The 12,797-nt window shown below is 70.5% G+C and carries 10 protein-coding genes; 5 read left to right on the forward strand and 5 right to left on the reverse strand.

The window, feature by feature from the left end; translation table 11 throughout:
• Positions 1–95 precede the first annotated feature (95 nt).
• Positions 96–1,070 (forward strand): ABC transporter ATP-binding protein, encoded by a 975-nt coding sequence (locus tag C8P66_RS16045; RefSeq protein WP_111399298.1) that lies wholly within the window; start codon positions 96–98, stop codon positions 1,068–1,070.
• A 42-nt stretch (positions 1,071–1,112) separates the two neighbouring features.
• On the opposite strand, the gene C8P66_RS16050 is transcribed toward C8P66_RS16045, so the two are convergent.
• Positions 1,113–2,657 carry an ABC transporter substrate-binding protein gene (locus C8P66_RS16050; RefSeq protein WP_158537272.1) on the reverse strand — a complete coding sequence of 515 codons (1,545 nt, stop codon included), beginning with the start codon at positions 2,655–2,657 and terminating at the stop codon, positions 1,113–1,115.
• An 82-nt stretch (positions 2,658–2,739) separates the two neighbouring features.
• A complete protein-coding gene (locus tag C8P66_RS16055) occupies positions 2,740–3,765 on the reverse strand; it encodes a questin oxidase family protein (RefSeq protein ID WP_111399300.1) in 1,026 nt (341 codons plus the stop codon).
• Between the two features lie 130 nt (positions 3,766–3,895).
• Between C8P66_RS16055 and C8P66_RS16060 the strand changes: the two genes are divergently transcribed.
• Positions 3,896–4,624, forward strand: a complete 729-nt coding sequence (locus tag C8P66_RS16060; RefSeq protein ID WP_158537273.1) for an aspartate/glutamate racemase family protein — start codon at positions 3,896–3,898, stop codon at positions 4,622–4,624.
• A gap of 67 nt (positions 4,625–4,691) precedes the next feature.
• On the opposite strand, the gene C8P66_RS16065 is transcribed toward C8P66_RS16060, so the two are convergent.
• Positions 4,692–5,870, reverse strand: a complete 1,179-nt coding sequence (locus C8P66_RS16065) for an amidohydrolase (RefSeq protein WP_211314169.1) — start codon at positions 5,868–5,870, stop codon at positions 4,692–4,694.
• A 112-nt stretch (positions 5,871–5,982) separates the two neighbouring features.
• On the opposite strand from C8P66_RS16065, the gene C8P66_RS16070 reads away from it, so the two are divergent.
• Positions 5,983–6,867, forward strand: coding sequence for a LysR substrate-binding domain-containing protein (locus C8P66_RS16070; protein ID WP_111399303.1), 885 nt, complete (start codon positions 5,983–5,985; stop codon positions 6,865–6,867).
• Here C8P66_RS16070 and C8P66_RS16075 read toward each other — a convergent pair.
• Both C8P66_RS16075 and C8P66_RS16080 read right to left on the reverse strand, forming a co-directional pair.
• Entirely contained in the window at positions 6,864–8,228 is a 1,365-nt protein-coding gene (locus C8P66_RS16075; protein ID WP_245903594.1) for an MmgE/PrpD family protein, read from the reverse strand. The two genes, C8P66_RS16070 and C8P66_RS16075, sit on opposite strands and share 4 nt — an antisense overlap.
• A 6-nt stretch (positions 8,229–8,234) precedes the next feature.
• Complete coding sequence (locus tag C8P66_RS16080; protein ID WP_111399304.1) at positions 8,235–9,230, reverse strand: Bug family tripartite tricarboxylate transporter substrate binding protein; 996 nt, start codon at positions 9,228–9,230, stop codon at positions 8,235–8,237.
• 283 nt (positions 9,231–9,513) lie between these two features.
• Here C8P66_RS16080 and C8P66_RS16085 point away from each other — a divergent pair, with 283 nt between their 5' ends.
• Together C8P66_RS16085 and C8P66_RS16090 are read left to right on the forward strand one after the other, a co-directional pair.
• Complete coding sequence (locus tag C8P66_RS16085; protein ID WP_111399305.1) at positions 9,514–10,689, forward strand: acyl-CoA dehydrogenase family protein; 1,176 nt, start codon at positions 9,514–9,516, stop codon at positions 10,687–10,689.
• Entirely contained in the window at positions 10,689–12,791 is a 2,103-nt protein-coding gene (locus C8P66_RS16090) for an acetate--CoA ligase family protein (protein WP_111399306.1), read from the forward strand. Before C8P66_RS16085 ends, C8P66_RS16090 begins: the two co-directional genes overlap by 1 nt.
• Positions 12,792–12,797: the final 6 nt, after the last annotated feature.

Below are 12,797 nucleotides of genomic sequence, written 5' to 3' on the forward strand. Positions count from 1 at the left end.
AAAACCATCCCGACACCGCCGCCGCGCCGTGATCCTGGCATGCCAGGATCACGGCGTCAGGCACTGCAGAAGCAGCATCTGAACGGTAGGGCAGCGTGAGCGGCGGCGATACCCCGGCGATCGAGGTCCGCAACCTCCGCCGCGTCTTCCACGTCCGCCAGGGGCTGTTCGCGCCGGCGCGGGAGGTTGTCGCGGTGGACGGCGTCTCCTTCGCCGTGCCGGCCGGCAGCGTGCTTGGCGTGGTGGGGGAGAGCGGCTGCGGCAAATCGACGCTGGCGCGCATGATCCTCGGCCTGTTGCCGCCAAGCTCCGGCGATGTGCTGGTGGATGGGCAGCGCCTGGGCGATATGGGCCGCAAGGCACGGGCCCGGCTGATCCAGCCGGTGTTCCAGGACCCCTTCTCCTCGCTGAACCCGCGCCGGCGCGTGCGCGACATCGTCGCCATGCCGCTGGTCGCGCAGGGCGACATTTCGGGCAGCGAGGTCACGCGCCGCGTGGGGGAGGCGCTGGAACGGGTCGGGCTTTCGGCCGAGCAGGGCGGGCGCTTCCCGTCGCAGATGTCGGGCGGGCAGCGGCAGCGGGTCGCGATCGCGCGCGCGCTGGTGCTGCGGCCGCGCATCGTGGTCTGCGATGAGCCGACCAGCGCGCTCGATGTGTCGGTGCAGGCGCAGATCCTGAACCTGCTGTCGGATCTGCGGCGCGACCTCGGGCTGACCTATCTGTTCATCAGCCACAACCTCGCCGTGGTCGAGCATGTCGCGAGCGAGGTCGCGGTCATGTACCTCGGCCGCATCGTCGAGCGCAGCGAGGGCGAGGCGCTGTTCCACGACCCGCGCCACCCCTATACCAAGGCGCTGCTTGCCAGCGTGCTGACGCCGGAACCGGGGCTCGGCGTGCCGGATGTGGGCTTGGGCGACATCATGCCGGACCCGGCGAATATCCCACCCGGCTGCCGCTTCCATCCGCGCTGCCCGGTCGCCTTCGCGCGATGCGGCGTGGAGGCGCCGAAGCAGACGCCGCTGCCGACCGGCCTCGTGGAATGCCATCTGGCCGAACAGGCGGCGGCGTAAAGCGCGCTCCGGGCTGTCGCCAGCCCGGAGCGCCGTTTCAGCCTACTTCCACTTCGCGAGGTAGAAGCGCGGCAGCTCATCCGGGAAGGCCTTGAAGTCGAGCTGCCTGGAGAAGGCGTAGGTGTTGACGTAGGTGTGCAGCGGCACCCAATACGCCTGCTCCGTGATGCGCTTGATCGCCGCGTCATAGGCCGTGCTGCGTACCGCCGGATCGGCGCTCGACCCACCCTCGACCAGCAGGCGCGTGACCTCGGCGTCCTTTGCGTAGTCGTTGTTCCCGCCATCGAAGAAGTTCGGCATGATCGCGGAGACGTCGTTGATCGAGTAGCTGCCCCAGCTGCCCATCGACATCGCAAGCTCACCCTTCAACGCCCGCGCCGTCTGTGCCGCCACCTGCAACAAATTGAGGCGCGCGCGGATGCCGACGGCCTGCAGATAGCTCTGCACCGCTTCCGACCATTGGCGCGGCTGCACGTAGCTGGTCAGCTCGACATCAAAGCCATTCGGGAAGCCGGCTTCGGCCAGCAGTGCCTTGGCCTTGGTCGGGTTGTAGTCGTACTGCACCGCGGCATCGGCGTTGCAGCCGAACTGCGTCGGGTAGCAGGGCGCAGGGGGAACGCGCGACCCGCCGGAGACGAGCCTCTCGGCGATCGTCGTGCGGTCGATCGCGTGGAACACCGCCTGGCGCACCTTGACCTTGGTCATCGGATTGTCGGCGCCGCTGCGCCCGGCCGCATCCATGGTGAGGTAGCCGACGCGCATCGATTCCTGGCGCAGTGTCTGCAAGAACGGCAGCCGGTCCACATTCGCCGCCTGGTCCGGGTTCATGTTCCAGATCCAGTCGACGCGCTGGGCCAGAAGCTCGGTCAACTCCGTCGCCGCATCGGTGACGAAGCGCACGGTGATGTTCTTGATCGCCGGCTTGCCCTTCGGCCCGCCCTCATAATACTCGTCGAAGCGCTCGTAGCGGAGCCCGGCGGCGACATCGACATGGGTGATCTTGTAAGGCCCGGTGCCGACCGGGGCGCGGGAATAGCCCTCGACGCCCACGCGTTCGCGATAGGCCTTGGGCCAGATCGGCAGGACCAGCGCGAGATAGTCGAGCGCCGCCGGCGTCGGCCGCTTCAGATTCAGGCGCAGGCTGTGCGTGCCCATCACCTCGGCATTGTCGATCCAGGTGTAGTTGCTGGGCGTCGCCACATGCGTGTCGGGGTTGCACACGGTGTTGATGGTATAGGCGGCGTCCTCGGCGGTGAACGGGCTGCCGTCGTGGAACTTCACGCCCTGGCGAAGCGTGAATTCGAGGATCATGGGAGTCACCCATTTCCACTCGGTGGCCAGCGCCGGCACGATGTTGAAGGTGTCCGGGTCACGATGGACGAGACCATCCCAGGCCTGATGCCCGAGGATCAGCCCGGTGCGCTGATTGTTGAAATAGGGATCCACATTCGGCACCGCGTCGCGAAACACGAGGCGCAGCGTGTCGGCGCTGCGCTGCGCTTCCGCCGGGTGCGAGAACAGGCCCGGTAGCGCCAGCCCCCCCGCTGCCACGATGCCCTGCCCGAATGTCCTGCGGCCGATGGTCATGTGCTGTCTCTTTCTCGTTGGATTGGGCAAGCCTAGGAACGGCGGGGCTGGGCCGCAAGCGACGCTTGGCTGGCCTCGTGCCTCAAGCGCCGAGCAGACCCATGCGCCGTGCCGCGACGACGCGATAAAGCGGGTCGTTCCACACCGCCTCCTCGCAGCGCGCGGAATAGACGAGCGAGATGTCATGCTCCTCGTTGGAGGCGCAGGCGGCGGCGGCGATGGTGGTCCAGTCGGGGGCGGGCAGGGCGCGCTGGCGTGCGGCCGCCTGCTCCGACAGCGGCAGCGGGCAGCCCATCTTCGGATAGACGGCGGCGATCGCCTGCCAGAAGAAGCGGATGGCGCGCTCCTGGTCGGCAGGCTCCAGCACCGGCAGGATCAGCCGCAGCCAATGCGTGCCGGTCAGCGCATGCAGCGCGCAGAATTCCATGGTCGCGGCGAAGACGGCCAGCGCGTCGCGCGCCATGCGGCGCAGCGTGTCCGGCCCGACCGCGAGCCAATCATAGGCGGGGGCGAAGGCGGGCATCGCGGCGGTGCGGCGCATCGCGTGCCAGAGCAGGCCCTCCTCATCGAACACCATCCCGGCCAGGCTCGGTTCCGCCGCGACCCGCAGCAGCACCCCGGCCGGCTCATCCGTGACCGGCGGGGCGCCGACACCAGCGCCGAGCGGCAGGAAGGTCGCGGCCCAATAGCCGAGGCTCTCGGCGACCTCGCCCGCATTGCCCGCGTCATTGGCATAGGCGAGGCGCATCAGCGCATGCAGCGCGCTGGCCGCGATGCCGGGCAGCAGGGACGGCAGATAGGCGCGCTGCAAGGCGGCGGCCGAGCCCAGCCGGGCCAGTTCGGCGCGGAAGAAGGCGCGGTAGGCGCCCTCCGCCGCGCGGTCGCCGAGCCGCGCCGTCCAGTCCTCGCGCCGGATCGTCACGGTCGAGGGCGCGATGGGCCCAAGCCCGTTGGCCGCGACATAGGCATCGAGGAAGCGGCGCGCATCCGCCTCGCTGCCCCCCAGCAGCGCCTGCGCCTGGAGCACCATGGCGGCGTGGTTGGCCAGCGTCTCGCCGAATTCGGCGCTGAGGTCCCGCGCCTCCGTCAACGCATCCTGAGGGCTCATGGGTGGCGTTCCTCCGCACCGGAGCTTAGCAAACGCCGCGCCAGCCGGGGAACCCGCCAGGTGGCGCGCTGCGTGCTACGGTTTTCGCCGCGCGCGGAGTCTCGGGCGTCACCCTTGGCAGGAGGCCCCGATGCGGCTGCTCGTCGTCAACAGCAACACGTCGGACAGCGTGACCGCGCGCATCGCCACCACCGCGCGGGACGCCGCCCGCCCGGGCACCGAGGTGGCGGCGGTCAGCGCGCCCTTCGGCCTGCCGCTGATCGTCTCCCGCGCCGATTGGCTGGTGGCGGGGCCGGCGACGCTGGCGGCCCTCGCGGCGGCGAAGGGCTCCTATGACGCGGCCGTCGTCGCCTGCTTCGGCGATCCGGGGGTGGAGGCCGCCAAGGAACTGTTCGACGTGCCGGTGGTCGGCATCAGCGAGGCCGCCTTCCACGCCGCGGCCATGCTTGGGCGGCGGTTCGGCGTGGTGTCCTTCACCGCCGCGCTGCGGCCGATGTTCGAGGAGTGCCTGGCGCGCAACGGGCTGGCCTCGCGTTGCAGCGGCTTTCGCATGGGGCCCGCCTTCGCCGGCGACCCCGGGCGGGTCGCCGAGGAGCGGAGGGAGATGATCGTGGCGCTCTGCCGCGCCGCGGTCGAGGAGGATGGCGCCGAGGTGGTGATCCTGGGCGGCGGCCCGCTGGCCGGGCTGGCGCCGGCGATCGCGCCCTCGGTGGCGGTGCCGCTGGTGGATGGCACCGTCGCGGCGGTGCGGATGGCGGAGGCGCTGGTCGGGCTGGCGCCACCCGGCCAGCCCCGGCCGCGCCGGGCCCGTGGGCTGACCGGGTTCGAACCGGGGCTGACGGCACTCTTCGCCGGCTGAGGCGCCCTTGGAGCGGCTTGGCGCATTTTCCGAGCCGTCAGGCGAGTCCGCCTGACTTGAACATGCTTCAGACCAGCACGCCCTGCCGGGCGACGATCCGCCCGGCCTTCATCACCAGGCTGCGTATGGGGGCGGTGGCGACGGCCTCCGGCACATGCTGTGCGGCGACGAGGACCAGATCGGCGCAGGCGCCCTCGGCCAGGACAGCAGGTGCCAAGCCGATGACGCGGGCGGGTGCGGCGGTGACGAGATCCAGGGCCAGGCGCAGCTCGGCATCGGTCAGCAGCCCGGCGCGATAGCCGACCAGCCGCGCGCGTTCGAGCATGTCGCCATTGCCATAGGGCGACCAGGCGTCGCGGATATTGTCGGAGCCGGCGAAGACCTCGACGCCCTCGGCGACCAGCCGCTTCACCGGCGGGATGGGTTCGGGGCCGGGTGCATTGGTCATGATCGCGACCCCGGCCTCGGCCAGCGCGGCCGCCGTGCGCGCCAGCACCGCCTCCGGCACCGCGCCCAGGGCGAAGGCATGGCTGACGGCGACGCGGCCCCGCATCCCCGCGGCCTTGGCGCGGGCGGCGATGCGGCGGAGTTCCCAGGCGCCCAGCTCGCCCGGGTCATGCAGATGGATGTCGATCGGCACGCCATGCCGCTCGGCGATGCCGAAGACGACGGCAAGCTGGCCCTCCACATCCTCGTCGATCCCGGCGGGGTCGAGGCCGCCGACCACATCCGCCCCGGCGCGGATCGCATCCTCCAGCACCCCGCGTGGCTGGCTGACGACGCCCGATTGCGGGAAGGCGACGATCTGCATGGACACCAGCCCCGCGACCTCCGCCCGCAAGGCCAGCAGCGCCTCCAGCCCCCGCAGCCCGATCTCGCCATCCACATCGACATGGGTGCGCAGCCCGGTGGTGCCGCGGGCGGCGACCTGCTCGACCAGGCGGCGGGCGCGGCAGGCCATGGGCTCGGCGATGGCGGCGAGCAGCACCTTTTCCGCCGCGATGCGCCCGGCGACGGTCGCATCCGGGCGATGCGGCACCCAGGGCAGGCCGATGAAGCTCTTGTCGAGGTGGATATGCCCGTCGATCAACCCGGGCAGGGCCAGCAGCCCCCCGCAGGTCTCGATCCGCGCGGCGGTGAGGCTGCCCGCCGGCGCCACCCGCCGGATGCGGCCGCCGCCGATCCCAAGGTCGGCGGGCACCCCGTCCAGCGTCACGCCGGCGAGCACGAGATCGAGGTCAGCCATGGCGCGGTCATGGCGCGGCGCCATGGCAGGGGTCAAGGCGCGGGTGCTGGACGGGTTTCGGCGACTGGCCTAATGGCATGAGATATTCTCATATCTAACGGCCACCCGCCTCATGTCGCGTTTGATCCCGCCGCTGAACCCGCTGTTTTTCTTCGAGGTTGCCAGCCGCCAAGGCAGTTTCACGCGTGCGGCCGAGGAGTTGAACGTCACCCAATCGGCGGTCAGCCGGCAGATCGCCGTGCTGGAACGCTTCGTCGGCGCCAAGCTCTTTCGCCGCGAGCGGCATGGCATCGTGCTCACCGAGGCGGGGGAATCCTACCGGCGCGAGATCGCCCCTGCCTTCGAGCGCATCCACCGCGCCACCGCGCAGATGCGCCAGGCCGAGCAGGATGAGCCGCTGCGGGTGCGGGTCTATTCGACCTTCGCGGTGAAATGGCTCTTCGCCCGGCTGCCGGAGTTCAACGCGCGCCACCCCGAGATCGAGCTGAGCCTGTCCAACACCGTCGCCCCGGTCGATTTCAAACGGGATGAGATCGACCTCGCGATCCAGTTCGGCAGCGGCGATTGGCCGGGGATGGAGGTTCGGGAATTGTTGCCCGACGTCATCCAGCCGGTGTGCAGCCCGCGGCTGCTGCACCGCCAGAAGATCGAGAGCCTGGACGATCTGGCGAAGCACCGGCTGCTGGTCTCGCATTACCGCCGGCTGGACTGGAAGGATTGGCTCGGCGCCGCCGGGCGTTGCGACCTGTTGCAGCCGGGGATGGAATTCCCAAGCTCGGTGCTGACCTACCAGGCCGCGATCGATGGGCTCGGGATCGCCGTCGGCCAGATGCGGCTGCTGGACCAGGATGTGCGGGCCGGGCTGCTGGTGCCGCTGTTCACCCCGGTCACCCGCGCGCTCGCGCATTACATCGTCTGGCCGGCGGATCGCACGCCGAACCGCAAGGGGCGGCTGTTCCTCGCCTGGTTGCAGCAGGCGACGCGGGAAGCAGCCTAGGCCAGCGGCAGCACCGGAACGACGCCCGGCAAGGCGTCGCCATGCCACAACGCCTCCAGCAGCCGGGCGGCGGCGGCGTCCCCGACCGCGGGGACGGTCAGTTCCATGAATTTTTGCGATAGCTCGGCATCGGAGAGGGGCGCATCCGGGTCGCCCTTCCGCGTCGGCTGGAAGCGGTGGAGCACGCGCCCGTCCTTGAGCCGGACGGTCACATTCGCCGCCCGCTGGCCGGGATAGGCGGAGGCCAGGGCCGGGTCCAGGCTGACGCTGACCAGCGCCATCAGGCGGTGGATCTCGGGATCGGCCAGGCGCTCCGGCACGAAGGCCGCGATCCGCACGCCGCCCAGGCGCAGCAGCGCCGCCACGCAATATTGCACGCTGAAGCGGGCTTCCTGCTCGGTGGTGACCACCGGGCGGTCGCAGATGTCCTTGGTCGGGCCATAGCCCGCGACATGCACATCGGCGATGTCATCGGCGCCGAACCCGGCCTCGGCCTGCAAGTCGTTGATGGCGTCCAGGGCGGCGAAGATATGGCCGCAGCAGCCGTGATTCTTGAAGGTCATGGCGCTGATGGCGAAGCGCTCGTCCAGCCCCGCCAGCGCCTTGCCCCATTTGCCGGCATCCTCGCTGGTCGCGGCGGCGAAGCCGACCGGGCCATGCAGCACATCCAGCGCCCCGGTCACATCCGCCCGCCCCGCGAGGGCGGCCAGCGCCCCGGCATCGGCGGCATGGCCCGCATGCAGCGGCTTGCTCATGCCCGCGCCGCGGAAGGCCTGTTGCAGCCCGCTGGCCATGGTCGCCGCACTTGCCAGCGCATGCGCGGTCTGGTCGGCGGAACTGCCCAGCAGCACGGAGACCGCCGCCGCGGCGCCGAAGGTGCCGACGGTGCCGGTGGTGTGCCAGAAGCGGTAATGGCTCGGCTGCACCGCCACGCCGATGCGGCAGGAGACCTCATAGCCCGCGACGATGGCGCGCAGCAGCGCGCCGAGGCTGGCGCCGCGCCCCTGCGCCGCGGCGAGGGCCGCGCCGATCGTCGGGCAGCCGGGGTGGTAGCCGGCATCGCGGTAGATATCGTCGAACTCGACGGTATGGCTCGCCATGGCGTTCAGCAGGGCTGCATGGCGCAGCGTGCCTGGCCTGCCGTCCACGTAGCAGATCGCGGTCCCGGCCCCGCGCTCGCTGGCCAAGGCGCCGGCCAGCAAGGTCGCGGGGGCGCGCTGGCAGCCGGGCAGCAAGGCGGCGAACCAATCGACCAGGGCCCGCCGGGCATGATGCTCCAGATCCGCATCGAGCGGCCGGTCGCGCCAGCTTGCGGCATGGCCGGCCAGGGCGAGCAGGGGATTGTCCAGCTGGAGCATCATATCGGGTCAGTCCACCTGGAGATTCGCTTCGCGCACCACCCGGGCCCATTTCGTGGACTCGGTGCGCAGGAACTCGGCGGTCCGATCAGGCGTCATGCCGAAGCCGTCCAGGCCGAGATTGGCCAGCCGGTCCTTCATCGCGGGGGAGCCCAGGGCCTCCTGGGTCGCGGCGGCGAGGGTGCTGATGACCAAAGGCGGCGTGCCGGAGGGCGCCATCAGCGCGCCCCAGGAGGTCGCCTCGGCGGCCGGGAAACCGGCTTCGCCGATGGTCGGGACGTTGGGCAGCGCTGCGTTGCGGGTCGCGCCGGTCACGGCCAGGGGCTTGATCATGCGGTCCCCGATCACGCCGAGCACGGTCGGCACCTGCACCATCATCATCTGCAGCGCGCCGCCGACCAGATCGTTCAAGGCCGCGCCGCTGCCGCGATAGGGCACATGCTGCACATCGATGCCGGCGACGATCTTGAACAGCTCCATGGCGGTATGGGTGGAGGCGCCCGAGCCGCTGGAGCCGAAGTTCATCTTGCCCGGATTGGCCTTGGCCAGCGCCACCAGCTCCTGCAGTGTATTGGCCTGCACGCTCGGGTGCACGACCATGACGAGGTCCGAGGTGTAGATCATCGAGATCGGCGTCAGATCCTTGACCGGATCGAAGCCCATGTTGCGGTACATGAAGCGGTTGGTGGTCAGCAGCCCCGTGGTGCCGAGCAGCAGCGTGTAGCCGTCAGGCGGCGCATGGGCGACGATCTCACCGCCGATATTGCCGCCGGCGCCGCCACGATTCTCGACCAGAACGCTCTGGTGCAGGATGCGGCCCATGGCTTCGGCCAGGACCCGGCCCGCGATATCGGTGGAGCCGCCTGGCACGAAGGGGACGATCATGCGGATCGGGCGGTCCGGCACCCAGGCGGCGGCCGGCGCCTGGGCCAGAGCGGCCCGGCCCATGCTGGCGGCGGGGAGCAGGCCCAGCGCGGCCTTGACGGTTGAACGGCGAGAAATCATCGGTTGTTACCTTCCTGGACGCCACTTCGCAGCCCGGGGGCCTGACGCCGACGAGAGCGGGCCACCTGGGCCCCACGTCGGTGAAGACTGCCTTACCGAGCCTAATATCCACCTAATGCTCATACAGGTGCCGCGCGATCATATGAAGCGGGTGCCGCGCGAGGGGCTGCTTCGCAAGTGGAATGCTGGTCTTCCAAATCGGAAGTCTCCCGGAGGTGCTGGCTGCGACTAGCTTGCCCGCAACCGGTGCCGTGCGCGGCGGCGCAACCCCTGAGGATTCCTTATGCATTTTAGCCTGACCGAAGAGCAGCAGATGTTCGCGACCTCGGTGCGACGCTTCGCCGAGAGCCATCTGGCGGCGGGCGCCCTGGCCCGGGCGCACCAGCCCGGCTTCCCCTATGATGTGGCGCAGTTGGCGGCGGCGCAGGGCCTGCTCGGTATCACCATCAAGGAGGCCGACGGCGGCCAGGGCGGCACCTTGATGGATGCGGTCATCGCCATCGAGCAGGTTGCCGCGGTCTGTCCGCGCAGCGCCGATGTGGTCCAGTCGGGCAATTTCGGTCCCATCCGCACCTTCGCCGAATATGCGACGCCGGCGCAGAAGGCGCGCTGGCTGCCGGACCTGCTGGCCGGGCGCAATTCGATCTCCCTCGGCATGACCGAGCCGGAGGCGGGCTCCGCCGTCACCGAATTGAAGACCAGCGCCACCTTGCAGGGCGACCACTACATCCTGAACGGCAGCAAGGTGTTCGGCACGCATAGCGCCGAGGCCTCGCTGTATCTGATCTACTGCCGCTTCGGACCCGGGTTGGAGGGCATCGGCTCGATCCTGCTGGAACGTGGCACGCCGGGGTTTTCCATCGGCAAGCCCTCGCGCTTCCTGAATGGCGAGGAATGGAGCCAGCTCTATTTCGAGGACTGCCGCATCCCCGCCGAAAACCTGCTGCTCGGGCCGGGCGGGTTCAAGAAGCAGATTTCCGCGTTCAACGCCGAACGGATCGGCAATACCGCGCGCTCGCTTGCGGTCGGGCGCTATGCCTTCGAACGCGCACGGGAGCACGCCGCGCTGCGAAAACAGTTCGGGCGCACGCTCAGCGAGTTCCAGGGCATCCAATGGAAGTTCGCGGAGCTGGCGGTGAAGATGGAGGCGGCGCAACTGCTGCTCTACCGCGCGGCGGTGAATGCCGATCACGGCCTGCCCTCCGCCTATGAGACGGCGGTGGCCAAGCTCGCCTGCAACCAGGCGGGGTTCGAGGCCGCCAACGAGGCCATCCAGATCATGGGCGGCATGGGCTTCAGCGAGGAAGCTTTGGTCGAATACTGCATGCGCCGTTGCCGTGGCTGGATGATCGCTGGCGGCTCGACGGAAATGCTGAAGAACAAGGTTGCCGAGGAGGTCTTCGGTCGCCGCTTCAGCCAGCGGGCGCCCCGCACGCCGATGCCGGCGGCCGCGGAGTGATGGACCAGCGCGTGACCCCGCCCGTCGATGCGCTGCTGTCGCCGCGCAGCATCGCGATCATCGGTGCCTCCGATGATGTGACCAAGACCGCCGCCCGCCCCTTGCGCTATCTGCGCGAGGCGGGGTTTCCGGGCGCGGTCTATCCCATCGCGCGGCGCGCGACCGTGCTCGGCGAACGCGCCTGGCCGGGGCTGGAGGCGCTGCCCGAGCGCCCCGACCACGCCTTCGTGCTGCTGCCGACCGAGGGCGCGATGGCCGCCGTCGAGGACTGCGTGCGGCTCGGCATCCCCGCCGTCAGCGTGCTGGCCAGCGGTTTCTCCGAGACCGGGCCGGAAGGCCATGCGCGCGAAGAAAAGCTGCGCCAGATGCTGCGTGGCAGCAGCACCCGCATGCTGGGGCCGAACAGCATCGGCCTCGCCAACCTCAACCACCGGCTGGTGCTGACCGCGAACGCCGCTTTTGCCGAGCCGAACCTGCCGCGCGGCGGCACCTTTGTCGCATCCCAGAGCGGCAGCATGATCGGCGCGATCCTGTCGCGCGGGCGGCTCAAGGGGCTGGGCTTCGCGGGGCTGGTCTCGGTCGGCTCGGAGGTCGATCTCACCATGGGCGAGATCTGCGAACGCACCCTCGATGATCCCGAGGTGACGAGCTACCTGCTGTTCCTCGAAACCCTGCGCGGGGCTGCGGCGCTGCGGCGCTTCGCGCTGGGGGCCGCGCAACGCGGAAAGCCAGTCGTGGCCTACAAGCTTGGCCGTTCGGCGGCGGCGGCGGAGCTTGCGGAATCGCATACCGGCGCGCTCGCCGGCGAGGATGATCTGGCCGACGCCTTCCTGCGCGATTGCGGTATCGCCCGCGTCGAGACGCTGGATGGTTTCCTGGAGGCGCCGGCGCTGCTCGCGGCCTTGCCGATCCGTGCGCGCGGCGCCCGCGCCCCGGTGGTGGGGGTGGTGACGACCACGGGCGGCGGGGCCGCCATGGTGGTGGACCAGCTCGGTATCCGTGGCATCGCGGTGGAGGGGCCTTCGCCCGCGACCCGGGAAAGGCTGGCGCAGGCGGGCATCGCGGCCGGCAGTGGGCGCATCCTCGACCTGACCCTGGCGGGGACGAAATACGAGATCATGAAGGCGGCGCTGGATGCGCTGCGCGCCGGGCCGGAGTTCGACCTGGTGGTGGCGGTCGCGGGATCGTCCTCGCGCTTCCAGCCGGGGCTGGTGGTGCGCCCGATGGTGGATGCGGCGGCCGAGGCCGGCACCCCGCTTGCCGCCTTCTGCGTGCCCGAGGCACCCGAGGCGCTGGCGATGCTCGCCGAGGCCGGCATTCCCGCCTTCCGCAGCCCCGAAGCCTGTGCGGACGCCATCGCCGCCGCCTTCGCCCGCCGCGAACCCCGCGCGGCGCAGGCCACGGCCCCGGTCGCCAGCGGCCCGTCGCGGCTGCTGGATGAGGCGGAGGCCTATGCGCTGCTCGACCGTGCCGGCGTGCCGCATGCGCCGGCCATCGCCGTGCCGGCCGCGACGGCGGGGGATGTGGCGCTGCCATTTGATTGGCCTGTGGTCGCGAAAGTTCTGGACGCGCGTATCCTGCACAAGAGCGATGTCGGCGGTGTCGTGCTCGGCATCCGCTCGGCCGAGGAGCTGCGGGCGGCGGCGGCGCGGATCACCGCCTCGGTCGCGGCACACCTGCCCGACATGGCGCCCGACCGCCTGCTGGTGCAGGCCATGGCGCCGTCGCTGGGCGAGGTGCTGGTCGGCTACCGGCTCGACGCGCAGCTTGGCCCGATCGTGCTGCTGGCCGCCGGTGGCGTGCTGACCGAGATCTATCGCGACCGCAGCGTGCGTCTGGCCCCGGTCGATCTGGACACCGCGCAGGCGATGATCGCCGAGGTGCGCGCCCTGCGCGCATTGGAGGGCTTCCGTGGCCGCCCCAGGGGCGACATGGCGGCCCTTGCGAAAGCCATTGTCGCCGTCTCGCATCTCGGCGATCTGCCGGGGGCGGGGGCGGGGGCGGTGGTGCTGGAATGCGAGGTCAATCCGCTGCTCGTCCGCGCCGAAGGCGAGGGTGTGATGGCGGTGGATGCCCTCGCGCGCGTGACCGGAGACGGCTGACGCAGT

This window comes from Humitalea rosea, assembly GCF_003253705.1.
Lineage (GTDB): Bacteria > Pseudomonadota > Alphaproteobacteria > Acetobacterales > Acetobacteraceae > Humitalea > Humitalea rosea.

Excerpts from the sequence above, each read along its gene's own strand:
- C8P66_RS16060 (WP_158537273.1), top strand. The coding sequence starts at position 3,896 with ATGCGGCTGCTCGTCGTCAACAGCAACACGTCGGACAGCGTGACCGCG.
- C8P66_RS16050 (WP_158537272.1), bottom strand. The coding sequence starts at position 2,657 with ATGACCATCGGCCGCAGGACATTCGGGCAGGGCATCGTGGCAGCGGGG.
- C8P66_RS16075 (WP_245903594.1), bottom strand. The coding sequence starts at position 8,228 with ATGATGCTCCAGCTGGACAATCCCCTGCTCGCCCTGGCCGGCCATGCC.
- C8P66_RS16070 (WP_111399303.1), top strand. The coding sequence starts at position 5,983 with ATGTCGCGTTTGATCCCGCCGCTGAACCCGCTGTTTTTCTTCGAGGTT.
- C8P66_RS16090 (WP_111399306.1), top strand. The coding sequence starts at position 10,689 with ATGGACCAGCGCGTGACCCCGCCCGTCGATGCGCTGCTGTCGCCGCGC.
- C8P66_RS16055 (WP_111399300.1), bottom strand. The coding sequence starts at position 3,765 with ATGAGCCCTCAGGATGCGTTGACGGAGGCGCGGGACCTCAGCGCCGAA.
- C8P66_RS16085 (WP_111399305.1), top strand. The coding sequence starts at position 9,514 with ATGCATTTTAGCCTGACCGAAGAGCAGCAGATGTTCGCGACCTCGGTG.
- C8P66_RS16065 (WP_211314169.1), bottom strand. The coding sequence starts at position 5,870 with ATGGCTGACCTCGATCTCGTGCTCGCCGGCGTGACGCTGGACGGGGTG.
- C8P66_RS16080 (WP_111399304.1), bottom strand. The coding sequence starts at position 9,230 with ATGATTTCTCGCCGTTCAACCGTCAAGGCCGCGCTGGGCCTGCTCCCC.